This window comes from Ruegeria sp. MALMAid1280 (genome assembly GCF_049195285.1).
Taxonomy (GTDB): domain Bacteria; phylum Pseudomonadota; class Alphaproteobacteria; order Rhodobacterales; family Rhodobacteraceae; genus Ruegeria.
Map to the genome: position 1 here is coordinate 69,464 of NZ_JBMIRT010000043.1, position 25,854 is coordinate 95,317.

General features: G+C 58.3%; 21 protein-coding genes and 2 pseudogenes. 9 read left to right on the forward strand and 14 right to left on the reverse strand.

The window, feature by feature from the left end; translation table 11 throughout:
• The first annotated feature begins 3 nt into the window (after positions 1–3).
• Positions 4–636 carry a maleylacetoacetate isomerase gene (gene maiA, locus ACOQFT_RS08005; RefSeq protein ID WP_421597418.1) on the forward strand — a complete coding sequence of 211 codons (633 nt, stop codon included), beginning with the start codon at positions 4–6 and terminating at the stop codon, positions 634–636.
• A 10-nt stretch (positions 637–646) separates the two neighbouring features.
• Positions 647–1,897 carry a fumarylacetoacetase gene (gene fahA, locus ACOQFT_RS08010; protein WP_421597419.1) on the forward strand — a complete coding sequence of 417 codons (1,251 nt, stop codon included), beginning with the start codon at positions 647–649 and terminating at the stop codon, positions 1,895–1,897.
• A 43-nt stretch (positions 1,898–1,940) separates the two neighbouring features.
• On the opposite strand, the gene ACOQFT_RS08015 is transcribed toward fahA, so the two are convergent.
• The gene (locus tag ACOQFT_RS08015) at positions 1,941–2,378 is read right to left on the reverse strand and encodes a MarR family winged helix-turn-helix transcriptional regulator (RefSeq protein WP_421597420.1); all 438 of its coding nucleotides are present in this window, start codon (positions 2,376–2,378) and stop codon (positions 1,941–1,943) included.
• Positions 2,379–2,554: 176 nt separating this feature from the next.
• On the opposite strand from ACOQFT_RS08015, the gene ACOQFT_RS08020 reads away from it, so the two are divergent.
• The gene (locus tag ACOQFT_RS08020; RefSeq protein WP_421597421.1) at positions 2,555–3,187 is read left to right on the forward strand and encodes a hypothetical protein; all 633 of its coding nucleotides are present in this window, start codon (positions 2,555–2,557) and stop codon (positions 3,185–3,187) included.
• A gap of 82 nt (positions 3,188–3,269) precedes the next feature.
• Here the strand turns inward: ACOQFT_RS08020 and ACOQFT_RS08025 are convergent.
• Positions 3,270–4,258: pseudogene (locus tag ACOQFT_RS08025) on the reverse strand (aldo/keto reductase).
• Between the two features lie 45 nt (positions 4,259–4,303).
• On the opposite strand from ACOQFT_RS08025, the gene ACOQFT_RS08030 reads away from it, so the two are divergent.
• The 4 genes from ACOQFT_RS08030 to ACOQFT_RS08045 all read left to right on the forward strand — a co-directional run bounded on the left by ACOQFT_RS08030 (position 4,304) and on the right by ACOQFT_RS08045 (position 8,780).
• Entirely contained in the window at positions 4,304–5,761 is a 1,458-nt protein-coding gene (locus ACOQFT_RS08030; protein WP_421597422.1) for a hypothetical protein, read from the forward strand.
• The gene (locus ACOQFT_RS08035; protein ID WP_421597423.1) at positions 5,749–6,081 is read left to right on the forward strand and encodes a hypothetical protein; all 333 of its coding nucleotides are present in this window, start codon (positions 5,749–5,751) and stop codon (positions 6,079–6,081) included. Before ACOQFT_RS08030 ends, ACOQFT_RS08035 begins: the two co-directional genes overlap by 13 nt.
• 102 nt (positions 6,082–6,183) lie before the next feature.
• Positions 6,184–6,873, forward strand: a complete 690-nt coding sequence (locus ACOQFT_RS08040) for a DUF928 domain-containing protein (protein ID WP_421597424.1) — start codon at positions 6,184–6,186, stop codon at positions 6,871–6,873.
• A gap of 44 nt (positions 6,874–6,917) precedes the next feature.
• The gene (locus ACOQFT_RS08045; RefSeq protein WP_421597425.1) at positions 6,918–8,780 is read left to right on the forward strand and encodes a CHASE2 domain-containing protein; all 1,863 of its coding nucleotides are present in this window, start codon (positions 6,918–6,920) and stop codon (positions 8,778–8,780) included.
• A 40-nt stretch (positions 8,781–8,820) separates the two neighbouring features.
• Here the strand turns inward: ACOQFT_RS08045 and ACOQFT_RS08050 are convergent, their stop codons facing one another.
• A complete protein-coding gene (locus tag ACOQFT_RS08050; RefSeq protein ID WP_421597426.1) occupies positions 8,821–10,617 on the reverse strand; it encodes a caspase family protein in 1,797 nt (598 codons plus the stop codon).
• A gap of 199 nt (positions 10,618–10,816) precedes the next feature.
• Between ACOQFT_RS08050 and ACOQFT_RS08055 the strand changes: the two genes are divergently transcribed.
• Positions 10,817–11,494, forward strand: coding sequence for a glutathione S-transferase (locus ACOQFT_RS08055; protein ID WP_421597427.1), 678 nt, complete (start codon positions 10,817–10,819; stop codon positions 11,492–11,494).
• Positions 11,495–11,515: 21 nt separating this feature from the next.
• Here the strand turns inward: ACOQFT_RS08055 and ACOQFT_RS08060 are convergent.
• The 11 genes and pseudogenes from ACOQFT_RS08060 to ACOQFT_RS08110 all read right to left on the reverse strand — a co-directional run.
• Positions 11,516–11,780: pseudogene (locus ACOQFT_RS08060) on the reverse strand (transposase); the annotation flags it as partial.
• Positions 11,781–11,940: 160 nt separating this feature from the next.
• On the reverse strand, positions 11,941–13,086 hold the full coding sequence (locus ACOQFT_RS08065; RefSeq protein WP_421597428.1) for an iron-containing alcohol dehydrogenase: 1,146 nt from the start codon (positions 13,084–13,086) through the stop codon (positions 11,941–11,943).
• Complete coding sequence (locus ACOQFT_RS08070; protein ID WP_421597429.1) at positions 13,083–14,465, reverse strand: aldehyde dehydrogenase family protein; 1,383 nt, start codon at positions 14,463–14,465, stop codon at positions 13,083–13,085. The genes ACOQFT_RS08065 and ACOQFT_RS08070 overlap by 4 nt, the downstream gene beginning before the upstream one ends.
• Before the next feature lie 95 nt (positions 14,466–14,560).
• On the reverse strand, positions 14,561–15,847 hold the full coding sequence (locus tag ACOQFT_RS08075) for a glutamine synthetase family protein (protein WP_421597470.1): 1,287 nt from the start codon (positions 15,845–15,847) through the stop codon (positions 14,561–14,563).
• 71 nt (positions 15,848–15,918) lie between these two features.
• Positions 15,919–16,671, reverse strand: a complete 753-nt coding sequence (locus tag ACOQFT_RS08080) for an N-formylglutamate amidohydrolase (protein WP_421597430.1) — start codon at positions 16,669–16,671, stop codon at positions 15,919–15,921.
• Positions 16,672–16,682: 11 nt separating this feature from the next.
• Positions 16,683–17,468 carry an inositol monophosphatase family protein gene (locus ACOQFT_RS08085; protein ID WP_421597431.1) on the reverse strand — a complete coding sequence of 262 codons (786 nt, stop codon included), beginning with the start codon at positions 17,466–17,468 and terminating at the stop codon, positions 16,683–16,685.
• 10 nt (positions 17,469–17,478) lie between these two features.
• Positions 17,479–19,923 (reverse strand): GcvT family protein, encoded by a 2,445-nt coding sequence (locus ACOQFT_RS08090; RefSeq protein WP_421597432.1) that lies wholly within the window; start codon positions 19,921–19,923, stop codon positions 17,479–17,481.
• 8 nt (positions 19,924–19,931) lie between these two features.
• A complete protein-coding gene (locus ACOQFT_RS08095; RefSeq protein WP_421597433.1) occupies positions 19,932–20,813 on the reverse strand; it encodes a phosphotransferase in 882 nt (293 codons plus the stop codon).
• A gap of 1 nt (position 20,814) precedes the next feature.
• Positions 20,815–22,806 carry an ABC transporter permease gene (locus ACOQFT_RS08100; RefSeq protein ID WP_421597434.1) on the reverse strand — a complete coding sequence of 664 codons (1,992 nt, stop codon included), beginning with the start codon at positions 22,804–22,806 and terminating at the stop codon, positions 20,815–20,817.
• Positions 22,803–23,828 carry a quaternary amine ABC transporter ATP-binding protein gene (locus tag ACOQFT_RS08105; RefSeq protein WP_421597435.1) on the reverse strand — a complete coding sequence of 342 codons (1,026 nt, stop codon included), beginning with the start codon at positions 23,826–23,828 and terminating at the stop codon, positions 22,803–22,805. The genes ACOQFT_RS08100 and ACOQFT_RS08105 overlap by 4 nt, the downstream gene beginning before the upstream one ends.
• A 75-nt stretch (positions 23,829–23,903) precedes the next feature.
• Positions 23,904–24,848 (reverse strand): ABC transporter substrate-binding protein, encoded by a 945-nt coding sequence (locus tag ACOQFT_RS08110; RefSeq protein ID WP_421597436.1) that lies wholly within the window; start codon positions 24,846–24,848, stop codon positions 23,904–23,906.
• 213 nt (positions 24,849–25,061) lie between these two features.
• Between ACOQFT_RS08110 and ACOQFT_RS08115 the strand changes: the two genes are divergently transcribed.
• Positions 25,062–25,835: a DeoR/GlpR family DNA-binding transcription regulator gene (locus tag ACOQFT_RS08115; RefSeq protein ID WP_421597437.1), complete on the forward strand. Its 774-nt coding sequence runs from the start codon at positions 25,062–25,064 to the stop codon at positions 25,833–25,835.
• Positions 25,836–25,854: the final 19 nt, after the last annotated feature.

The following is a 25,854-nucleotide window of genomic DNA, read 5'->3' on the forward strand; positions in this document are numbered from 1 at the left end:
GTCATGAAACTCTACTCCTATTGGCGCTCGACGACCTCATACCGGGTCCGGATTGCGCTGAACCTCAAAGGTCTCAGCTATGAAACCTGCCCGGTTAATCTGATCGCCGGAGAGCAATGCGCCCCCGACTACACCGCCCTCAATCCCGGCAAGGGTGTTCCGACCCTTGTTCTTGAGGATGGCAGCGTTCTGACCCAGTCGCTCGCGATTATCGAATATCTGGACGCCACGGTGCCCGAACCGCCGCTGTTGCCGACAAATCCGCTGCAGCGCGCCCGCGTGCAGGCCGCTGCACAGACCATTGCGCTGGATGTCCACCCGGTGAACAACCTCAAGGTTCTAACCTACCTCAAGACACATATGGGTCTTACGGCCGATGGCCAGCTTGACTGGTTCCGCCATTGGATGACCGAAGGCTTTGCCGCCTATCAGTCCTTGCTACCAAAGGGCACGGCATTCAGCTTTGGGGATAGACCCGACCTTGCCGATATCTGCCTTGTTGCCCAGCTTTACAACGCCCATCGCTGGGGCGTGGACATATCTCCCTACCCCCGCCTTCTCGAAATCGAGGAGCGCGCCCTTTCCATAGCGGCGTTCAACGACGCGCGCCCCGAAAACCAGCCCGACGCGGCTTAAAGGTGTAACCATGACAAACCTCCTGCCCTCATGGGTCGAAAGCGCGAACTCTGCCACGACCGACTTTCCGCTCAACAACCTGCCCTATGGCGTATTCAGAACCGAAACGGACGCGCTGCACTGTGGCGTGGCCATCGGAGACATGATCCTCGACCTCACGCGGATGGAGGCGGACGGTAAACTCGATCTGCCCAAGGCGTCCGTTTTTGCAAGCGGATCCTGGAATGGCTTCATGGCGCTAGGCGCCAATATCTGGGGTGAATTCCGCGCCATGCTGACCGAGGCACTGGCTGCTGGCTCGGCCCGTAAGGAGGAACTGACCGCCTATCTGGTACCGATGGGCTCGGTCACGATGGCAATGCCGTTCGACGTTGCCGAATACACGGATTTCTACGCCGGCCGCAATCACGCGTTCAATGTCGGCACCATGTTCCGCGGTCCTGAAAACGCCCTGCCCCCCAACTGGCTGCATATCCCGATCGGTTACAACGGTCGTGCATCCTCGGTCGTGGTCAGCGGCACCGATATACGCCGCCCGTGGGGACAACTGAAGGGCCCCGATATGGAGGCGCCGATCTTTGCGCCGTCGCGGCGATTTGATCTCGAACTGGAAATGGGCGCGATCGTTGGGCAACCTTCGAACGGGCCAGTTTCGGTTCAACAGGCCGATGACATGATCTTTGGTTATGTCCTGCTCAACGACTGGTCCGCGCGGGATATTCAAGCGTGGGAGTACCAGCCGCTCGGCCCGTTTCAGGCCAAGGCCACCGCAACCACGATCAGCCCTTGGATCGTGACCAAAGCGGCGCTGGAGCCCTTCCGCACCTCCACGCCCGAGCGCGAAAAGGAATTGCTGCCCTATCTGCAGGAACCAGGCCCGATGCTGTATGACATCGCGCTTGAGGTCGGCCTGCAACCCGACGGTGCGGCAGAAACGGTCATCGCACGCACCAACTACGACGAGATGTATTATTCCGCGGCCCAGCAACTGGCACATCACACGACCAGCGGCTGCCCGATGCGCGTGGGCGATCTGCTTGGGTCGGGTACGATTTCCGGCCCGGAAAAGGAAAACCGCGGCAGCCTGCTGGAACTCAGCTGGGGCGGCAAAGAGCCCCTGACACTGGACAGTGGAGACGAGCGCAGCTTTCTGGAAGACGGCGATACCCTGACCCTGCGCGGTGCGGCGCAAGGTAACGATTATCGGATCGGGTTTGGCCCCTGTACCGGTACGCTGCTTGCGGCCATCGACCAGCAGTGACAGAAACGGGCAGAGGTCATTTCGACCTCTGTCCTTTTTTTGATCAGTCGGTTTTGGCCACTTTCATCAGCGCCGATATGCCCCGCTCCAACGCATCGCGATCCTCCGGCGTCAGCGCGTCAAGCATACGGTTGGCCTGTTCCCGCACCTTTGGCTCCAGATGCTGAAACTGGCGGAACCCTTCAGAGGTACAGCGATAGACCCGGATTCTGCGGTCCTCGTCCGAGGTCTCGCGAAGGATCAGCCCCTTTTGGTCAAGGCGCTTGGCCGCCCGGCTGACCTGCACTTTGTCCAGAGTCGTGCGCCGCGCCAAGTCCAGAGACGTCATGCTTTCCGCGTTTGCCAGCAGAAACAGCAATCGCCACTCCTCTCGCGAGAGACCCAGTTCGCGCTCATAGACGTCTGTCAGGTTTCTGGAGAACGCTTCAGACGCCACAGCCAATCGGTATGGAAAAAATTCATCGAGTTGCATACTTAGCATAGAATAAATCAATATCGTTTCATCTGCAACGATATGTTTATCTACAACCCGTACCCTCTTCGCGAATTTGGTAATGTTTGCTGATAACGGCTTTGCAGGGGCTTTCGTGCTATATTGTTGGTATCGGTGTCAGCCGCACCCGGCTAGCACCTTTGAACGTTTCAAAAGGAGCGGTCATGAGACAGCCTGGCAGAACACGTCGGAAAATGTTGACCGGGCTGCTGGCTCTGGGCGGGAGTGTTGCGCTGGTCAAATCCTCCGAAGCGGCGGCGCAAACCCCGCGGGCCAGCGAAGGTCCGTTTTACCCCGAAACGGACATGCGGTTTCCTGATGTCGACAATGACCTCGTGAAAATCTCGGGGCAGGTGCGTGAAGCCGGAGGCGAAATCTTTACGCTCAAAGGACGGATGATTGATGCCGCCGGCAATCCGTTGGCCGGGCACAGGATCGAAATCTGGCAATGTGACATGAACGGAAAATACCTGCATACCGGGGATGACCGGGCTGTAGAATATGACCAGGGGTTTCAAGGATTTGGCCACGATGTCACAAGTGCTGAGGGGTTCTATTCCTTCCGCACGATCAAACCGGGGAAATACCCCGGACGCACGCCACATATCCATGTGAAAGTGTTTGATGAAACCGGGCGCGAAAGGCTGACCACGCAGTTTTACGAGGCCGGAAATTCCGAAAACAGTCGCGACGGCCTGTTTCGGCGCTTGACGATCCCTCAGGCCGAAAGCGTATCCATGGTCTATGAAACCGGACCCCAGGGGCTTGAAGCCACCGTCAATGTTACCCTTGCTTAGCCAGATGCAGCCGACGGTTTTTGCAAACCCCACGTTCCAACGGGTTTAATCGCGCTGCGCAAAAGCCCCCCTTTTTGCGGCTTCAGCAATAGCGCTCAGGCCCGGCCCACTGAGCATAGGAATACCGGTCGCCATGCGCCCATCCCACCGGAAGGATCGTGTCGATCTTGTCCAGCACGTCTTGCGACAAAACCAGTTCCCCGCCCTTTGCCAGTTCGCGCAGGTGTTCCGTCTTGCGGGTGCCCGGGATGGCCAGAACATACTCGGCGCGCTGCAATACCCAGGCTATGGCCAAGGTTGCAGCCGGCACGCCCAAGTCGGAGGCAAGCTTACGGAACGCTTCGGTCTGGGCGACATTGGCGCTCAGGTTGGGTTCGTTGAACCGCGGGGTGGCCTTCAGAAACGGCATCTCAGCCACGCGGTCGATCGTATGTGGCCGATCAGTCAGCAATGACCGGCCCACCGGTGAAAACGCCACCAGCGCGGCCCCGATATCTTTGCACGTCTGGATCAGCCCCAGATCCGGTGCCCTGGTTGACAGGAAATTTCCGATTGCACCGCCGACACAGGGTATACGGCATGTGCACGCCGGACAGAGGATGGTGCCACCTCGGACCAGCCCACGGCCCTGACTTTACCCTCTTTGACAAAGCTGGCCATGGTTTCAGCCACGTCCTCAATTTCAAAGCGCGTGTCGCGTCGGTGGACATAATAGAGATCGATTGCCTCGACACCCAGACGGGTCAGACTGCCCTCAAGTGCTTCACGCAAATGCGCAGGATCGTTGTTGAAGAGTTGATCGGGGTTTCTGGTGATGCCGCCCTTGGTGGCGATGGTGAACGGGTTTTCGCCACCGCGCTGTTTCAACCAATCGCCGATCACAGATTCCGACCGGCCCATACCATAGACATTGGAGGTGTCGATATGGGTGATACCCAATTCCAAACATGCATCCAGAACCGCCGCCGAGCCCTCATCCGTTGCAGGCCCGTAGAAATCACTGAATGACATGCCCCCACACCCTACAGCACTGACGCTAGGGCCACGTCGTCCAAGTTTGCGCATTTGCATCTGGTCATTCCTGTGACTGGGAAAAACTGACGTAAAAGGCTTTGCATGCAAGGCGGCTTTCACGCAAGGGACGTGCAGAAAAACTCATTGATAGGCCGTCGAATTGTCTTTGGCCTTTCGTATTTTTTAAGCCCTGTCGAAAACCTGCACCAGCGGTTCGGAATGCCACTCGGCAAACACTGCCGAAAGCTCATCCGCCCCTTTTTGCAGTATCTCCAGAAACGACATCAGGCTTTTGACGTCATGACGTTGGGTGGGGGCGTGAACAGAAAATGTGCCCACCAACCTGCCCTGCCCATCTCGAACGGGCACAGCAAGGGCCGTCATTCCCGCCATAAACTCCTCGTCACCCGCAGAAAAATCATTCTCGGTGATGCGCCGAATTTCCGCTCGCAGCGTCCTGGGATCAGTCAGGGAACGGTCTGGGTTCGTCGCGTCGGAAACAATATCGCGTTGACGCTAGCGGCTATTTCGATTCCGCTACTCTCGATATTGTTCGGGTTTTGGCTCTATTCTTTCAGCGGCACTACCGGTCCGCTGTTTGCAAACTCAACCCATCCCATTCTGGCGGGCGTTACGCATACCGGCGCCGCGTTTGTTCTGACCTCTGTTTTGGTTGCCACAGCAGTGTTCCGCGCGGACATAAATTGGACAGGTCCCCATTGGCTTTACCGCGAAGGGCTGCGCCGGACCTTTGTGCAACTGCCGGAACCGGATGACCGGACAGCGACCCGCGAGTCCGGCGCAAAAGGCATCAAGACCGTTGCCGCAAGGTGGAAGGCAAGTGTTTCGCAACTCATGCACGCGCGGTCCGGCAAAAACAGGAACAATATTCCCATCTCAGAGATCGACCCACAGGGCAAAGCCCCATATTTACTTATGAATGCAGTGGTGAACTTGCCCTCGAGCAAACTGCCCAAACTACGTGAACGCAAAGGGGATTTCTTCTTGTTCTCGCGGCGCTTTTGCGGCTCGCCTGTCACGCGGTACACCGAGACGCCTAAATGGGTTTCGCGGAACGAAACGCTTGATCTGGCAACAGCTGTTGCGATTTCCGGTGCTGCCGTTGCACCACAAATGGGACTTCTCAGCATCTCAGCCGCGCGGGCCCTTTTGTCTTTTCTCAATGTGCGGCTGGGCTTCTGGGTGCTCAATCCACATCTGACCTACAAAGGCTTACGTAAAGTACCCGGTGCTTGGCAATTGCTGCGCGAAATGTTCGCGTACCGGATGGATGCCGACGAACCCTGGGTTATGCTGACAGATGGCGCACATCTGGAGAATTCGGGCGTCTACGGACTCTTACGGCGGCGCTGCCGATTTATCGTCGCCATCGATGCAAGTGCCGATCCAAACGGCAAATTCGATACGTTGCTCACCCTTGCGCGGCACGCGAGAATTGACTTTGGCATTCGCATCGAACCCAAACTTGACGACCTGCGCGTTGATCCTGATACCGGATTAGCTCCGGCTCATGGGATCATGGGATCATGTGTGATGTGATCTATCCCGATCTCATCAACCCCGACGGATGCAAGGCCGTCATGCTCTACATCAAGACCGCTGTCACAGGGAACGAACCCGCACTTATTCAAACTTATCAGGACGCCAACCCGGCCTTTCCAAACCAATCCACCCTTGATCAGTTCTTTGACGAGCATCAATTCGAAGCCTATCGGAGACTGGGGGTGCATTCCGCGGAAAGCCTGTTCGAGGGCGTTTTGATCGGCAGCGGTAAAATGCCGGACACGGTGCGCGAGTGGTTGTTGCGTCTATACCTGCGCATCCCACCAGAAGCACCGGACGACCGAACGGCGCTGTGACCCGGCATGCCAAAGTTGCACTCGCCGTACCGATGGTAGGAGTAACGGTTTGCCGGGGCCGAACTGGACTCCGATAGGATTCGAGCCTACGCTGAGACATCAATGTTTGGCTTAATTGTTTACTTCGCGAGGCTTCATGTGTCGTGGATCAGAGTTTCAGTAACTGCATTTTTCCTTTCAATGGTCTACCCGCTGATTGCCGACGGGATTGCACTGGCCGCCGGCGAACAGGAAAACCCCGCCCCCCCTGACGACGTGATTTTCGTTCCTCCTGAAATCGGCGCCCCAAGGGATCGAATGGGCGCAGGAACCAGGGATGTGCCATCACAAACGACATCTGAGACCCTGCAATTGCTGGTTCCCGAAGATGGCGGACTTACAACTTTGCCATCTCCGCCCTTGGTTTGGCGGCTGACGCGTGGCCACAGAGGGGACTTGGTAGTGGGATTGAAACCTTCCGGCGCGGATGGCCCGCAGTTTCGGATTAAGGGTCCTTTCGCCGCTGGCGATTACGGGTTGGATCTGGGCCGACAGAACGTTTTGCTGGACACAAATCTGGTTTACCTATGGCACGTCACGCTGGTGGACGAAAACACGGGTACCGTTGCCCACAGAGCAACCGGTTTGATCGAGCGCCTCCCGGAAACCTACAGATCCAACAACCCCGCAGCGGAAGGGTTTTGGTTCGATGCGCTTTCCGAACTTGTGGACATTAGCCTCAGCGGGCGAATAATTGCGACGAAGCCGGATCAATTCGAGCAACTCATGGTCGCAGCCGGTGTAGGTTCTTGACCCAGACCAACCGAAACCGGGTCTGGAAGAGAGCTTCATCGCTCATGCCGATCTGGCAAAGGTGGGTATTGGTTGGTGCCATCACATTGATCACCGGCGTCACGTTGATTGAGCTTCGGCAGAGAGGCGTGCTGGAACCCCTTGAGCTTGTCCAATACGACTGGACAACAACGGTCGCCGCCGATCCTGAACCGATAGCGGACGTTGTCCTGGTCCCCGTTTCCGACCGAGATCTGGGTGAATGGGGCTGGCCCGTTCCCGACAGCCATTTGTCGCAGATAATTCGAAATTTACTGGCCGCCGGTGCGACGACCGTAGGTGTCGATATTTACAGGGACGTCCCCGCAGGTGAAGGGCTGGAAGATCTGCTTGACGTTCTCAACGATCCACGGGTTGTTGTGATATCGAAATTGCCCGATCACCGAGGCGTACGAATTGAGGCCCCGGCTGGTGCTCGAACAGGGTTCTCTGACATTCCGATTGACCCGGACGGCGTTGGTCGGCGCGCCTTGTTGCTGGTCAATACGCAGGATGGGATTTCGTTGTCGTTGCCGTTGCAACTGGCCGCAACCCATACCGGGCAATCCGCACTGAAAACCGATCCTGAAAATCCGCGCCTACTGATGTTGGGCAACACCGTCGTGAAGCCTTTGGCAAAGGGTTCAAACCTGTTTCGCAAAGTCGATACCGCAGGCTATCAGATCATCATCGAATACAAGAACAGACTGCCGATTGTGCAAAGCGTACCGGCAGCAGACGTACTGGCCGGGATCGGCCTTGATCAATTTAAGGGAAAAGCGGTTATCATCGGCATCACAAGCCATTCCGTAAAAGACTATTTTTCAACGCCTCTCAATCGTTCGACCGGCGCCAGCTTTACCTTTGGCGCCGAAATTCACGCCGTTATCCTTCAGCAACTCATCGATTATTCCATCGGACGGCTACCCCCGCTGGATTCAATGAACGGGCTTTTTTCTTCACTGATTATACTCGCCTGTGCCTGTGCCGGGGCGTGCGTTTCAGTCTTTGTTCGGGTTGCCGGCAACGCGGTATTGGTCGCATTCGTTGGCGGCGTTCTGATCACCTTCGGCCTGTCAGCTTTTCAACAATTTGCGCTGTTGGCGCCTGTGGTTCCATCCTTGCTGGCCTGGACATTTGGGTTTCTGTCCGGGTTCGCAATAATTTCAGGGTTTTCGCGCAACCAACGACGCGCCATCGCCCAGGTTTTTTCATCCCATCTGTCCGAAGAGCTATCCGCCGAGATCTGGCAACAGCGCAAGAATCTGCTGTCCGGCGACAAACCCAAATCCCGCAGGGTGTTTGTTACCGCGCTGCTTGCCGATATCGAAGGTTCCACCCGCATTGGAAACTCAATGGGCGCGGAAGATTTCATGGCGTGGGTCGCACGCCTTCTGGACCGATTGGGTGAAGTGGCCCGTGACCACGGCGGCTTTGTCGAGAAATACACCGGCGACGGAATCCTGGTGGTGTTCGGTGCACCGATCCCGAGCGAAACACAGGATCAAAGAAAGACGGATGCACAATCGGGATTGCGATGCGCGCGCGCCATGCGCTCTGCGGTAATCGAATTGAACGGCGTACTGCACAATCAACCCAAATATGGGTTGCGAATTGCACTGAACAGTGGCGAAGCGATCGGCGGAACTCTCGGTGTCAGGGGGTCCATGCACTACAATGTCGTTGGCGATACGCTAAACATCGTCGCGCGACTGGAAAGCTGGATCAAAACACTGCCGCCCGAGGACGACGGACTGCGACCGATCTGCATGACGATCGACACTGCGCGCCTGATCGACGCCAAACTGGATTGGCCGGTACTTTCGGGACTGTTCCACGATGATGGTGAAACGGAAATCCCGGTGGTTGAAGCCTCTCATCTTGAGTGAAAACACGAGGCTTTTGGAGGGCTGCGTATTCTGTTGTATTTCAGCGTCTTGTTATTGTCACGTCGACGAAGAAAGCGTCGTCAAAACGACCATGAGAGGAACGTATGGACTTTCCTTTCACAAATCCCGGCGAAAATTTCTGAGTGATTGAAAATGGCACAACTCTGGATTTCCCAAACAAATATCCCGTGTTTCCCGAGATACGCAGTTTTCCTTTGTCTGACAGCGATGCACGGTACTTTTTGGACCGCGACGCCCCTCCCTTGGTAAAGTCCTGAGCGCTGACGAGTTGGAACCCTGCGGCTGATTTTCGGTATACCAATCGCAACACCGTTTTGGGTTTATCGTTCGCAAGTTCTCCACCTTTGTAGCGTGGGTCCGCTCGTCTTGTGACTTCGATGACGTAGTCGCCGTAAAAAGTGTTCTGAGACGCAATGCTTGGGGACGGCGTGGGCATTGCCGCCAATGTCTGACCCCTCGTTTGCTGGTCAATTTGCTTTCTCGGCTCAGGCTTGGCAACGTTTTTCAGTACCGCAACACTCTCGGCGGTCAGGTAGCCGGTGCTGTCGGCGCCGTTATTGCCTTGAAACTTTTTGAGCGCGGCACGCGATCGAGGTCCGAATATCCCATCCACCGACCCGACCGAAAACCCAAGCGCGTTCAGGCCGCGTTGAATGCTCCGATAATCGTTCCGGCTCAGATTAAGACCGTCCTCGACACCCGCGTTTGAGACCGGCGGTGGTGCAGACCCTTCCTTGCGGCTTTCGTTTCGAGGAATTGAGATCGTCGTTTTCGGTGTGACGAGTGTGGCAACCTTTCGATCAGTTTGGCTGACCACATCCGTAATCCGCTGAGAATACTCCCCTGCGCGTGTGTCTGGATAAAGCTGCGCAATCAACCTAAAAGCGTTCTGCTTTGCGAATTCGTCTTCCAGCTTCATGGCTTCGCTCAGAACGCGTTGCGCTGACTGTTCGCGCTCATCAATGGGAGCAGCCACGGCAGTATCAATTGACTTTTTTTCTGCTTCTATGGGCGCTTTGACTGCTGCAGGCACAAGGAAAATATCATGCCCGGGCAACGAGCCGTAAGTGAAGGGTTCCTGGTATCCGTCTGTCAGGTCGTAGACCGTGTCTCGTACCTTGCGGAACATTTTTCCAAGTTCCAGGCCGGGAACCTCAATATGCTCGAGAAAGGCTTGTGCGTAAGGGCTGTTTCGACCGACCCCGTCCAGCGCCAACGTCCCGCCACGCGCCGAATAGCCCACAAGAACACCGCTGGGATCGATACGACCCAGCCCTTGTCCGATCGACCGGGTTGCGTTGGTTCGAACCATATCCGACACAAACGGATTGTTCCGACAGGCATCGACAATCACAAGCTTAAGACCTTTCGCGGTCGAAACAGCATTCAGAACCGTTTCAAGCCGGATTGCCTCAAATTCTACATCCTTGTCACTCCTGAGTTCGGCATTAGTCGGTATCAGGTAATTCGTGTTGTCGATTTCGATTCCGTGGCCCGCAAAATAGACCAAGGCCATCTCGGCATCGGCCATTTCCTCAGAGAAATCCCTCAATGTCAGCCGCATTTCGCGGTAGTCGAGATCGTTTCTTGCGGTGACCTCAAAGCCGATCCGCGCAAGAGCGGCGGCAATGTCGTTGGCGTCGTTTGCCGAGTTCGGAATATTCGATACATGCTCATATTGTGCGTTTCCGATCACAAGGGCCACACGTTTTGCATGAGACGTTTCAGAAAGCGCCGCACCCAATCCGAACACCAAAACGAAACTCAGGTGTTTCCACGATCCACAAAAGCCTAATAGCAGTTGGCGCGCTAACATGGTAAATTCGTCCGCTGAAATCGAAACTACAATAGCACAAATTGAACTACGGCGCGACTTTGCCGTCAGATTGACCGCCCTTACCCGGACCTCAAAAGTCGTTTCGCAGATACATAAACGTCGATCCAGGGGGTAGATCAAAACGTCATCAAGAAATGAAAGGTTTGACCCTATTGGCGGATTTCAGATAATTCCACCTATGGCTCATCACCCGATCTTATGGACGTTCCGCCGCTGCCCATATGCAATAAGGGCACGCCTCGCATTGGTGAGCTCGGGTGTCAAAGTCGAATTGCGCGAAGTTCTCTTGCGGGACAAACCAAAGGCTTTCCTGCAGACATCGCCATCCGGAACAGTGCCGGCACTTCGCCTGCCGGACCACGTTTTTGACGAAAGCCTGGACATCATGATCTGGGCGCTCGAACATAATGACCCGCAGCGGTTATTGGACATGCCTCGCGAAGGCTGGGACCTGATCGAGGCAAATGATGGTCCATTCAAGGCTGCATTGGATCACACAAAATACGCCACGCGATACCCGGAACTGGACGCCAAAACAGAGCGTAACAAAGCGGCAATCCATTTGCTGAACCTCGACGAACGGCTGGCCGGGCAACCCTGGCTTTTCGGAGATCGCCCCACCCTTGCCGATCTGGCGCTTCTGCCATTTGTGCGCCAATTTGCCCATATAGATCGGGCGTGGTTTGATGCACAGGAATGGCCGTATTTAATAGCGTGGCTGGATCGCTTTCTGGAAAGCGAAGCCTTTTCGCAGGTGATGAACAAGTACTCACCCTGGTCGGAAGGCGATGCCCCGACCTGGCTTATAGGTCGAGCCATGAGCGTGATTCCAACAGGTATCTGTGACGCAGACTAGGGTCAGGATACATAGTCAATAGATGACGGTCCTCTCTTCGTCGTGCTCAGCGGCCAATCCAACCATAATCCTGGCAAAGATGCCTTTGTCACTCCACCGTTTCCAGCGATTGTAAAGGGTCTTGCGCGGCCCGTAGTGCATCTTGCCAACTTAAGCCATTGCGATTGATGAAGATAATCTCACTCAGAACGCGTCGATCATCGACCCGATGCTTACCGTGGGATTTCGGGAAGCAAGGCTCCAAACGCGTCATCTGAACATCGCTCAGCCAGAAGATATCAGACATGTTAACCGCTCGTTTTCGGGCCATGAAGCACGCGGCGGATCGGAAACCAATGGGTCCTGGCCCTAACCAAAGCCGAGATGTTATTCGTCCATATATCCCCTCTCGCTACTGTAAACTCTCATGCCGGTATCTGTGCCCTGCTCTTCAAGTGGCAAGCTCGTTACAACGCGGCCTTAAACAATGTGGTCAGGTTGGCTTCGGTCAGTTCGATCGGGTTGCCGCCGCAGGACGGGTCGATGACCGCGCCCCGGACCAGTTCGGGGATCGACGCCTGGGTCACGCCCAGATCGGACAGTTTGCGAGGGATACCCAGAGAGTCGTTGAACTCCTGCACAAAGGCGCGAAAGCCGTCAAAGCCACCATTGACGTTCAGATATGCGGCGGCGGACTGGAAACGGTCTGCGATGGCAGGCGCGTTGAACTCCAGCACCGCAGGCATACAGACCGCGTTGGTGGTGCCATGGTGGGTATTGAACACCGCGCCTACCGGATGGCTCATGGCGTGGATCGCGCCAAGGCCTTTCTGGAACGCCGTCGCACCCATCGCCGCCGCGCTCATCATCTGGGCGCGGGCCTCGATATCGGAACCGTCGGCATAGGCGCGTGGCAGGTATTCCATCACCAGACGCATCCCCTCCAGTGCGATACCCTGGCTCATCGGGTGGTAATGCGGGCTCGAGAACGCCTCGACGCAGTGCGCGAAGGCATCCAGCCCCGTGCCCGCAGTGATGAACCCGGGCATCCCCACGGTCAGTTCCGGATCGCAGATCACCACGGTCGGCAGCACCTTGGGATGGAAGATGATCTTCTTGGCGTGCGTCTCGGAATTGGTGATGACGCTGGCGCGGCCCACCTCGGACCCCGTCCCCGCCGTCGTCGGCACCGCAATGATCGGAGCGATGCCATCGGCGTCCGCTCGGGTCCACCAGTCGCCGATATCCTCAAAATCCCAGACAGGCCGCGTCTGACCGGCCATGAAGGCAACCATCTTGCCCAGATCCAGGCCCGAGCCGCCACCAAAGGCGATCACCCCATCGTGGCCGCCTGCCTTATAGGCCGCAACACCCGCATCGAGGTTCTTTTCATTCGGGTTCGGGTCCACGTCGCTGAACAATCCGCGACCCATCCCTGCAGCTTCCAGGATATCCAGCGTCGCCGAGGTGACCGGCAGATCGGCCAGCCCCTTGTCGGTCACCAGCAGAGGGCGCTTCATGCCGGCCGCCGCGCAGGCCTCAGGCAGTTCCGTGATCCGGCCAGCGCCGAATTTGATTGCGGTCGGGTAGGACCAGTTTCCAACAAGGCTCATGATGTCACCTTCTTCAGATGGTAGGATTTGGGACGCGTCAGATTGTGGTAGCCGATCACCGACAAACCACCCCCACGCCCGGTGTTTTTGCAGCCGGTCCAGCACAGGCCCGGGTCCAGATAGTCGGCCCGGTTCAGGAACACGGTGCCGGTTTCAACCTGGTCGCCGACCCGCGCCGCACGATCCAGATCGCGGGTCCAGAGGCTGGCGGTCAGGCCGAACTCACTATCGTTCATCAGCGCGATCGCCTCGTCATCCGAGGACACTTTCATGATGCCCACGACCGGGCCAAAGCTTTCGTCCCGCATCACGCGCATATCGTGGGTGACACTGGTCAGGATCTGTGGGGTCAGGTAGGCACCACCGTCATCTTCGGGGAATGTGTCGATATGGGCGACGGCCCCGGCTGCGACAGCCTCGGCAATCTGCGCGCGAACCTCGTCGGCGAACCGCACGTTAGCCATCGGACCAATCGTCGTCTCAGCGTCTAATGGATTGCCCAGCTTATAGCCTTTCACGATCTCCGCCGCCTTGGCGACGAAATCATCATAGAGACTTTCATGCACGTAAATCCGCTCGATCCCACAGCAGCACTGGCCCGCGTTGAACATAGCCCCGTCGATCAGAGTTTCCACGGCGGCATCCAGATCAGCGTCGTCCATCACATAGCCGGGGTCCTTACCGCCCAGCTCAGTCCCGACGCCTGTAAAGGTACCTGCCGCCGCGTTCTCCATCGCCTGCCCGCCACCGACCGAACCGGTGAAGTTCACGAAGTCGAACGCATTGCCCGCGATCAGGTCATTGGTCACATTATGGCTTAAGAACACGTTCTGGAACACGTCCTCCGGCACCCCCGCCGCACGGAACGCCTGTGCCATCCGCTCACCCACCAGCAGGGTCTGTGTGGCGTGTTTCAGGATCACGGTATTCCCTGCAATCAGCGCCGGTGCTACCGTGTTGATCGCCGTCATGTACGGATAGTTCCAGGGCGCCACCACAAACACCACCCCATGCGGAATGCGCTTAATGTAACGTTTGAAGGTCTCATCCTCGCCGACTTCGATATCGGCAAGCGACGTCTCGGCAATCTGCGCCATATGACTGGCGCGCTCGTTGAACCCGCCGAATTCCCCGCCATAACGAACGGGACGCCCCATCATATGCGCCAGTTCGGGAACGATTTCGTCATTCATCGCACCAACAGCTGCCACGCCCGCCATCACTAGATCAACGCGCTCCTGCAACGGCCGCGCAGCCCACTCTGCCTGCGCCGCCCGTGCCCGCGCCGCCGCCTCAAACGCCCCATCGCGCGACAGAACCGCACGTTCCGCAAAAACCGACCCGTCAATCGGCGAGACACATTTCAACATCTGCCCCATAGTCACTCCATCTCGAAAGACAGCAGGATCCCCTGCTTCATCTGGCCCTAAATACCTCGGGGGTCTGGGGGCAGAGCCCCCAGCCTGCCCCAATCTCAAGCCCGCTCGAACCCGCGGGCAATTTCCCAATCCGTTACCACGCGCTCGAACTCCTCGATCTCGACTTCTGCCGCTCGCGCATAGTGATCAACCACATCATCCCCCATGGCCGCGCGCAGCATGGCTGACCCATGCAGCGCATCCCGCGCAGCGCGCAGGTTGCCCGGGATCATCCCCGTCTCGCCCTGATAGACATCCCCCCTGGTCGGAGGCTGCAAGTCCAACCCCTCTTCAATCCCTGCAATCCCTGCAGCCAGCATCCCTGCCATCGCCAGATAGGGGTTCATGTCCGAGCCCGGTATCCGGCACTCGACCCGCACCGCCTTGGTGCCGTCACCGCACAGCCGGAAGCCTGCGGTGCGGTTGTCCACTGACCAGATGATCCGTGTCGGCGCAAAGGTCCCTTTCATGAAGCGTTTGTAGCTGTTGATATAAGGCGCCATGAAACAGGTGTAATCGGCGGCGTATTTCAGCAGTCCGGCCATATAGCTTTTCATCAGCGCCGACATGCCCAGCTCATCACCTTTGTCATAAAACGCCGGCTGCCCGTCTGCCCAAAGCGACTGATGGACATGAGACGAACTGCCCACCTTCTCATGATGCCATTTCGGCAGGAAGGTCGCCGCGTGCCCGTGCTGCCAGGCGATCTCTTTCACCGCGTTCTTGGCGATCGAATGATACTCGGCCGTGTCCATCGCAGGCGCGTATTTGATGTTCAGCTCTTCCTGCCCGGTCTCTGCCTCGCCTTTCGTGTTCTCAACCGGAATGCCCGCATCCCACAAATGGTTGCGGATCGGGCGCATCACATGTTCTTCCTTGGTGGTCTGCAGGATGTGATAATCCTCGTTATAACCCGAGATCGGCTCGAGATCGCGGAACCCTTCCTTGCGGATCGCATCGAAGCTCTTCTCGAACAGGAAGAACTCCAGCTCGGTGGCGCACATGGCGTCATAGCCCATCGCCTTCAGGCGGTTGACCTGTTTCTTCAGGATCGAACGCGGCGCATGGGGCACTTCTTCATGCGTATGGTGATCCAGCACATCGCACATCACCATCGCCGTACCTTCCAGCCACGGCACCGGGCGCAACGTGCTCAGGTCCGGCTTCATCACGTAATCGCCATAACCCCGCTCCCAACTGGTCGAGGCATAGCCGTCCGGCGTGCCCATCTCAAGATCGGTGGCCAGCAGGTAGTTGCAGCAATGGGTCTCTTCCCACGCGCCTGCCACGAAATGACCCGCATGGAACCGCTTGCCCATCAGGCGACCCTGCATATCGACCATGCAGACCAAAACGGTGTCGATCTCTCCGGCAGTAACCTGGGTCGCAAGATGTTCGAATGTTAAAGGTGCGGTCACGTTGCACTCTCCTTGATCGGGATGTCTTTCAAAGCCGGTTCCAGCAGCGTCAGGATGTCCCGCGCCATATCGGCAATCTGCGAGTCAGTGCGCATCAGATCGTTGCGCACTTCGATCATCACATTCGCCAGCCCGCGGCTGAGCGCATGTAGTTTCAACGAATGGGTCACCCCGTCCGCCGGCCCATAGGGCTCGTTTCGTTCCACGCGCCGGTGCGGGATGTCTCCGGCGCGGCTGAGCATCGCATCGACCAGACGGCTATCGTCGTCATGCAGCAGGCCCAGCTCGACGCTGCGCGGCTGGCCATAGAAGACCGGCGTGAAGGAATGCACCGTCACCACCACCGTGTCAGGTCCGCGTTTGTCCAGTTCAGCGGCCACGGCGGCGCAAAACGGGCGGTAGACCGCATCCGTGCGCGCGTCGCGCTGCAACTGCGTCAGCCCAACATTGCCCGGCACCTCGATCAGCTCGGATTTTTCGGGCATGGCGCTGGCCGCTTCGGGCGGACGGTTGCAGTCATAGACAAGTCGCGACACGGTCGAGGTCACAGCCGTGGCATCCAAAGCCTGCGACAGGGCCCGCGTCAATGCAAGCGCGCCGGGATCCCAGGCGGCATGACTGTCGCGATCGGCATCAGACAGGCCGAGGCCGTTATACTCCGCCGGAATCCTGTTGCTGGCATGTTCGCACAGCAGCAGGGCGCGCCCTTTGCCGCCGGGGTTGATGATTTCAACTGGCTTGGTTTCCATGTGCTCCCCCGTTAGCCCGGCTGCCCTGTGTGCAGCACATCCAGCAACGCGGCATGAAGCGCGGGCGTCGCCGCCGAAACGACAGCCCCGTCCGACTCGAGCGTCAGGGCGTTGCCGTCCCAGTCTGTCATCACCCCTCCGGCCGCTTCGATCAACGGCGACAGGGCCAGGAAATCATAGGGTTGCAGATCGTAATCCACCACCGCGTCCACATGGCCGGCGGCCAACAGGGCATGGGGATAGCAATCATAGGCAAATCGCCGAGTCTGCCCCGCCTGCATCAGGCGGCTGAAGACATCCGGGTGGTCGCGATAGATCTTGTCGCCTTCATTCACGAACAGGATCGCCTGATCCAGCCGCGTCTGGTCCGAAACGTGGATCGGCAGGTCATTCAGCGTTGCCCCCTTTCCGACGACACCCACAAAGGTCTCGTCCAGAGCGGGCATCCCGACAACACCCAATTCGGCGCGGCCCTCGCTCAGATGCGCCAGAAGGAAGCCGAACAGAGGGTGCCCGGACAGGAATGACCGGGTGCCATCAATGGGATCGATGACCCACATATGGCGCCCGTCGCCCATATCCTTGCCTTCTTCCTCCCCGAAGACACCGTGATCGGGGAAGTGCAGTTTCAGATAGGCACGAACCTCGGCTTCGACCTGTTTGTCGGCCTGTGTAACCGGGCTTTCGTCGGGCTTGAACTCGATCCCCAGCCGTCCGCGGAAGTACCGCATCGCCGCGTCCGAGGCCACATTCGCAACCGCCTTCGCGTGGTCTTCCAATATGTCGATGTCCAACATCAATCGATCCTTACGCCTTGATGCGTTCCATCTTGGGGTCGTAGAGCGGCCGCAACGTCACGTCACAGGGCACCCGCTCGGTCGCGACCTCAAGCTCATAACTGCCAGAGGTCACGTAATCGGCATCAACCCCGTCCGCATCGCGAATGTAACCATAACCGATTGATTTGTTCACAGTATAGCCAAAACCGCCCGAGGTCAGCCAGCCCACGCGTTTGCCGTCGCGATAAATGGTCTCGCGTCCTTGCAGCACGATATCCGGGTCAACGGTAAAGCAGGCCAGCATCTTGGCGACGCCCTCGGCCTTTTGCTTCTCGGCGGCGGCGCGGCCCTTGAAGTCGATGTTCTTGCGCAGCTTCACGGCCCAGCCCAGCCCGCTTTCGAACGGGGTGTGGTCGGGTCCGATATCCGACCCCCAGGCGCGATAGCCCTTTTCCAGCCGCAGCGATTCAATCGAGCGATAGCCCGCGTTGACCAGACCGTGCGGTTCGCCTGCCACTTTGAGCGCATCATAGACGGTTTGGGCATATTCCACCGGCAGGTGCAGTTCCCAGCCCAGTTCACCCACATAGGTCACGCGCAGCGCTTTGACCGGGCAACCGGCGATGCCGATGGTGCGGATCGTGCCGAATTTGAACCCGTCATTCGACACGTCATCGCGTGTCACCGCCGCCAGAATATCCCGCGCCTTCGGGCCCATCAGCGACAGAACCGCGTTGGACGAGGTGATGTCGAACAGCTGACAGTTCATACCGTCAGGAATATTGCGGTTGATCCAGTCGAAATCATGGGTGGCAAAGCCGGTACCGGTGACGATGTAGAACTCGTCATGCGCCACCCGGCCAACGGTCAAATCACATTCGATGCCACCCTTATCGTTCAGCATCTGGGTATAGACCAGCGCGCCCGCCGGCTTGTTCACATCATTGGCGCAAATCCAGCTCATCGCTGCCAGCGCATCCGGCCCTTTCAGCGAAAATTTGGCAAAGGAGGTCTGGTCGTACAGAACCGCCGCCTCGCGCGCGGCCTTGTGTTCGCGGCCCACGGCGGCAAACCAGTTCTGGCGGCCAAAGCTGTATTCATCCTTGGCGGTCTCGCCCAGTGACGCATCCGCGTACCAGTTCGGACGCTCCCAGCCCAGTTTCTCGCCAAAGCAGGCACCCTGATCCTTGAGCGTGTCGTAAAGCGGCGACTTGCGGCAGGGGCGGCCACTGTCATGTTCCTCATGCGGCCAGGCCATCGTGTAGTGTTTGCCATAGGCCTCGACCGTTCGGGTGCGCACCCAGTCGGTATCGAAATGCGGGCGGCCAAAGCGGCGGATATCGGCAGACCACAGGTCAAACGGCGGCTCGCCTTTGTGGACCCATTCGGCCAGCGCCATGCCTGCCCCGCCCCCGGCGGCGATCCCAAAGGCGTTGAAGCCCGCGCCGACAAAGAAGTTGCTCAGTTCCGGCGCCTCACCGATGATGAAATTGCCGTCGGGCGTAAAGCTTTCCGGCCCGTTGGTCAGGGTCTTGACGCCCGCATTCTCCAACGCCGGAACCCGCCCCAACGCCAGTTCCATCAACTGCTCGAAATGGTCGAAATTGCTGTCCAGCAAGGTATAGTGGAAGCCTTGCGGAATACCTTTGGTGGCCCAGGGGATCGGGTTGGGTTCATACCCGCCCATGACCAGACCGCCGACTTCTTCCTTATAGTAGGTCAGACGATCAGGGTCGCGCAGAGTGGGCAGGTTAGACGGCACATCGAACGGTTCGGTGACCATGTACTGGTGCTCCATCGGCACCAGCGGCACGTTGACGCCGAACCGGCCCGCAAAGGTACGGGTCCACTGGCCTGCACAGCAGATCACCTTTTCGCATTCGATCCGGCCATGTTCCGTGATCACGGCGCGGATCTTGCCGTCTTCGATCTCGATATCGGTGACCTTGGTGTCTTCGAAAATCTTCGCCCCGGCCATGCGCGCGCCCTTGGCCAGCGCCTGCGTGATGTCCGACGGGTTCGCCTGACCATCGGTCGGCAGATAGGCGGCCCCGACCACGTCAGAGACATCCATCAGCGGCCACAGCTCCTGCGCCTCGGACGGGGTCAGCAACTGCATGTCCAGACCAAAGGAACGCGCGGTGGTGGCCTGCCGCTTTACCTCGGTCCAGCGTTCCTCGTTACAGGCCAGACGCAGACCGCCATTCATCTTCCAGCCCGTACCAAGCCCGGTTTCTTCCTCGATCTTGTTATACAGATCGACCGAATAGCCCAGCAACTGCGTGATATTCGCGTTCGAGCGCAGCTGGCCCACAAGACCTGCCGCGTGGAAAGTTGTGCCAGAGGTCAGTTTTTTGCGTTCCAGCAGTACCGTATCGGTCCAGCCCAGTTTGGCCAGGTGATAGGCGGTCGAACACCCGATGATGCCGCCTCCGATAATGACGGCTTTGGCTGTTTTGGGAAGGTCGGTCATATCTGTCCTCAGGTGTTTTTGAATTCTGTCAGGGCTGCGCGGAACCGCGCGAGGTTCTCGGCCGAGTAGGCCGCATAATCAAATTCGATCTCCGAGGTGATCTCGGACACCATGCTCCACATCGTTTCGCGCAGGAGCGAGGCGCATTTCATTGCCGTATAACGGTGGCGCAGATCGTCGGTGACAGGGGTTTCGAAATAGGTCTCCAGAACCCAGTCTTCCTGCTGGGGTGACAGGCCGTTGTTCGAAGCCAGCCCGCCCAGATCAAACAGCGGGGAATTGAAACCCGCATAGTCGAAATCGATCAGCCAGAGCCGGTCGCCATCATCCAGAAAGTTACCGCAGAGCAGATCGTTATGGCCGAAAACCATGTCATAAGGCCCGGCCTCGCGCTCCAGCTCGGCCCCTGCGGCGACAAGATCGGGAATAAGCGCCTCATGCGCGCTGCCGCGTTCCGTGAGCGTGGCAGCATAATCACGGATGACGTGAAACACCCAGAACACCAGCGACGGGCCACGCAGGTATTTGGGCACCTCGGTATGGCAGTCTTTCACCAGTTGCAGCACGCGCGGTAGCATTTCGGGGTTGCGCACGTCCTCTTCGCTGAGCGTTCGGCTTTCGATAAACTCCAGCACCGTCAGATCGCCCGCCGTGTGGATCACCGCCGGGGACAGGCCCGCAGCGTGGGCGGCCTTGCTGGCGGCCAGCTCATTGAACCGCATCACCTGATGCAGCGGGATGTCATCACCGACGCGCACCACATATGCGCCTTTGGCGTCCGTCACCTTGTAGTTCACGTTGGTGATGCCGCCGGTCAGCGGCTGCGCCGAGATCGCGCCGTCCCAGATGGGCAGGTCCTGAATGCGGGCCAGTAGATCGGGTTGGCTCATGTCAGCTCTCCAGTCCAAAGCGAATGCGGGCCTGACGCGCCCCGGCATTGATCAGCCGGTCGGCAATGATGGCGATGAAGGCGATGGACAGACCGGCCACAAGGCCCCGGCCCGTATCCGCCTTGGTCAGCGCGATATAGACCTCCTGCCCCAGATCGCGGGTGCCGACCAGCGCGGTGATCACCAGCATCGACAGCGCCAGCATGATGGTCTGGTTGATGCCCAGCAGAATTTCAGGCAGGGCCATCGGCAGGCGGATATGGCGCAACAGCTGCGTGCGGGTACAGCCCGAGACCAGACCGGCCTCGATCAGGTCTTCGCTGACCGACCGCACCCCATGCGCCGCATAGCGCACCGCCGGGGCCAGCGCATACATGACGATGGCGATCAGAGCGGTGAAGTCACCCACGCGGAACAGCATCACAACCGGGATCAGATAGACAAAGCTGGGCAGGGTCTGCAGCGTGTCGATCAGCAGGTTGATGGCGGTTCCGGCGCGTTTGTTCAGCGCCGCCAGCACACCCAGCGGGACCCCGATCAGTGTGGCGAGGATCACCGACGCGCCGCACAGATAGACCGTGACCATCGCCTTGGACCACAGGCCCGACACCAGAATCAGCGAGGCCATACCGCCACATAGCAGCGCCAGCCGCCAGCCCGAGGCATACCACCCCAGAAGCGTCAGCATCGCGATGGCCCAGGGCCACGGAATGCCCAGCAGGACGGTTTTGATCGGGATCATGAACCAGGTCAGGAAGAAGACCTTGATCGCTTCGAAAAAGTCGAAATAGTTGACGTTCAGATATTTGACGGTGTTGTCCCAGAAGGCGCCCGTGGTGATGGTCTGGCTTTCGGGATATTCCAGCAACAGCGGGGAAAACTGCCCCAGCACCCAGGTTACGACCAGCAGGATCAGCACCAGAACCGTGCGGCGATGACGGGTGACCCAGCTGCCGGGGACCTCATGATGCACCTGCCCCATACGCTCGGCAAAGGCCTGGCTCAGCCGGTCGACGGCGATGGCAAGAACGACGATGGCAATACCGGCCTCGAACCCGGCGCCAATGTCCAGACGCCGCAGTGCCGCCAGCACGTCAAAGCCCAGCCCCCCTGCCCCGATCATCGAGGCGATGATCACCATGTTCAGGGTCAGCATGATCACCTGATTGACCCCCACCATCAGGCTGTGGCTGGCCGAGGGCACCAGAACGCGCCACATCAGTTGCCGTTGTGTTGTGCCCGCCATGCGTCCGAAATCCAGAATTTCCGAATCCACCGCCTTCAACGCCAGCGTGGTGATCCGCACCATCGGCGGGGTGGCATAGATGATCGTCGCAACCAGCGCCGAGATCGGACCAAAGCCGAACATAAACAGGATCGGAACCAGATAGGCAAAGATCGGGATCGTCTGCATCAGGTCCAGAACTGGCGAAATTGCCTTTTCAAAAGTGGGATGCCGATAGGCCAGAATGCCCAGTAACAACCCGCCGCCGGCACCGATCGGAACGGCAATCAGGACCGAGGCCAGCGTGACCATCGCACTGTCCCATTGGCCAAAGACGGCCAGATAGATGAAACATCCCCCCACCAGCGCAGCCAGCGCCCAGTCACGGCAATACTGACCCAACGCAATCACCGCGGTGGTTACCACAATCCAGCTGATCGCCGGCAGGATAACCTGCGCTTCGTTGCCTTGCCCTTTGACGAACCCATCTGCCAAAAGCGCCAGAACAAAATCATAGGGCTGTTCGATCAGCCAGGCGATGGTCCGGGTCACATCGGTAAAAGAGACCGGGCCAATGGCGGCATCCTCGATCAGCCATGTCATCGCCGAGGAGATATAGGTCTTGAACGGGATCACCCAGGCCGAGGGAAACTTGGTCAGCCAGCGCGCATCCAGCGCCTTGCCCAGGTCGCGGCCATAATAGCCCAGAACGATTGTGACCAGCACAAGCGCCAGAATGGTGAACTGGCTGCGGCTCAGACGCGTCATTCCGCATCCCCTCCTTTGCCAAACAACACATGCGCCACGGCCTTGCGATCAATCGCGCCAACGCTCTGACCATTGGCGTCCACCACCGGTAGAGGCACGTCCGAGGCGATGATCCGTTCCGCCACGTCCGAGACGCGGGCGGATTGCGCGATGGGTTCGCCCTCGCCGGTTCCGCCTGCGTTCATAACGCCGCCAACAGTCAGCACCTTCGAGCGTGGAATATGGCGGGTGAATTCGGCCACATAGTCTGTGGCCGGGTGCATCACCAGCTCTTCCGGCGTGGCGATCTGAATCACCTCACCATCTTTCATGATGGCAATCCGGTCGGCCAGACGTACGGCCTCTTCGAAATCATGGGTGATGAAAACGATGGTCTTGTGCAGCCGTTCCTGCAACCGCAGGAATTCGTCCTGCATCTCGCGCCGGATCAACGGGTCCAGCGCCGAGAACGGTTCGTCCAGGAACCACAGGTCCGGTTCGGTCACCAGCGACCGCGCGATTCCGACGCGCTGTTGCTGACCACCGGACAATTCGCGCGGGTAGTAGTCCTCGCGCCCTTTGAGGCCGACCAGTTCCACAACCTCGCGCGCCTTGGCGGTGGCCTCGTCCTTTGGGGTGGCCTGAATGGTCAGCGGGAACATGACATTCTGCAACACGGTCAGATGCGGCAGCAATGCAAAATGCTGGAACACCATGCCCATCTTGTGGCGCCGAATCTCGATCAGTTCTTTCTCGCTGGCGCTCGACAGGTCGACGCCGTCAAACAGCACTTCGCCGCCCGTTGGCTCGATCAGGCGCGACAGGCAGCGGACCAGAGTGGACTTGCCCGACCCGGACAGCCCCATGATGATAAAGATCTCTCCCTCGGCGATGTCGATATTGGCGTTGCGCACAGCGCCTATGGCGCCAGCAGCGCGGATTTCGTCGCCGGATGGGTTGGAATTCTGCTGCAGCAGCGCATCGGCGCTCTGGCCGTAAAGTTTCCATACATTACGGCAGGACAGTTTGGTCTTGGGTGTCATAAGTGAGGTCCGGTCAGGCGGGTGTAAAGGCCGGAGCGGGATTGAGAGCGGGAGACCGCCCCGGCCATATGCAGATTACTTGGAGATCCAGCCGGACCAGCGGTCCTTGTTAGCTTCCATCCAATCCGCAACAACAGTATCGATTTCAATGCCGTCCAGATCGGCTTGACCGACCATGGCGCTCATTTCATCGTTGTTGATATTGTAAGCTTCGATGATGTCATACGCACCGGGCCATTTGTCTTGCAGGCCGGACCAGGCGGCTTTCCAGATCGGGCCGCGCGGCTTGCCGCAATCATAAGCCATGTCCGGGTTCACACCGACCGAAGCATCATTGTAGCATTCCGCCGAATAGGGCGGGAATTCCACGAACTCGCCGTCATATTTTGCCGGCGCCCAATGCGGAACATAGACCCACAGCATGATCGGGTCTTCGCGCTGATAGGCTGATTCCAGCTCGGCGAACAGGGCTGCGTCGGTGCCGGCATGGACAACCTCGAACTCCAGCTCCAGCGCTTCGACACGCTCTTCGTCAAAGCCGCCCCAGGTCACCGGGCCGCCCACATAGCGCCCGTTGGGCGACGTTTCGGCGGTTGCAAATTCTTCGGCACAATCCTTCAGAGCTTCCCAATTGGGCAGGCCCGGGCAGCGCTCCTTCATGTAGGACGGATACCACCATTCCTCGATCGCCATAAGGCCGGTTTCACCGACATTGACCACATTGCCCGAGGCCGTCGCCTCATCCAGCGCCTCGCGGCCGGTGGTTTCCCAGATCTCCATCGCCAGGTGCAGGTCACCGGTCTTCAGGCCCGCAAACTGCGCGATATAGTCGGCCTGAACATATTCGACGTTATACCCGGCCTCTTGCAGGATCGAACCCATGATCTTGGTGTTGATCAACTGGCCAGACCAGTCATGCAGCGTCAGCTTGATCGGATCGGACGATTCTGCAGCCAGCGCCGAAGACGCGGAACCCAGGGTCGCGAATGCCAGCGCAAAAAGTTTCTGTTTGTTGTTCATATTACCTTCTCCCTGTCGAGGTTTTGTGAATCAGTTTTGTTTTTTGAAAAGCTGAGCACGGTGTGGTGTTTTGTGTCAAGTAAAACCACATTAAGCCACATCTATTATCGGTTTCGGCGAGTTAAGCCGCTAATAAAGCAGGCTATGTTGCTTTATGTGGGTATTGTGGTATCTTTGAATATACCTACAACGCGGCGAAGCAGGCACTGGCAAATGAACCTCAATACAACCAATCAGCGCGAAGAAGAGATCCTGCGAGAGCTAGTCGACGCTGGCGGTTCTTGCCGAGTGAGCGTGCTGGCCAAACAGTTGGGCGTGACACTTGAAACCATCCGGCGCAACGTCCGCAATCTTGAAGAACGCGAGATTGTGCGCAAGGTTCATGGCGGCGTTCACCTGCTGGAAAAGGTTCTTGAACCAACGCTGAAAACCCGGCTGGATACCCAGACGGATTCGAAGGGCAAACTGGCCCGCGCGGTTGCCAAAATCATCAGTGACGGAGATTCACTGTTCCTCGATATCGGCTCGACCACCGCTTATGTTGCCACCGCCCTTAAGGATCACAGAGACCTGTTTGTTGTTACCAATTCGGTCTTTGTGGCGCATACGCTGGCATCGCGGAACAACAACAAAGTGTTCATGGCCGGAGGTGAGCTGCGACCGCACGATGGCGGAGCGTTCGGGATCGAAGCACAAGAGCTTGTCAAACGCCTGAACGTCCGCTTTGCGATCCTCTCGGTCGGCGCGGTCAATGCCGAGATGGGGTTCATGTTGCACGACCTGCAAGAGGCCAATCTGGCGCGCCTTGCCATCGACAACGCCCAGATCCGCGTGGTGGTGGCCGACGGTGAAAAACTGGGCAAGCGCGCACCCGTGACGCTAGATGCGCTTGGTAAGATCAATGTTCTGTTCACCGATGCCAAACCGGATGCGGCAATTTCCGAGATGCTGTCAAAGAACGAAATTGACCTCGTCTGCGTGGACTGACCAGCACCCTATTCAGCGC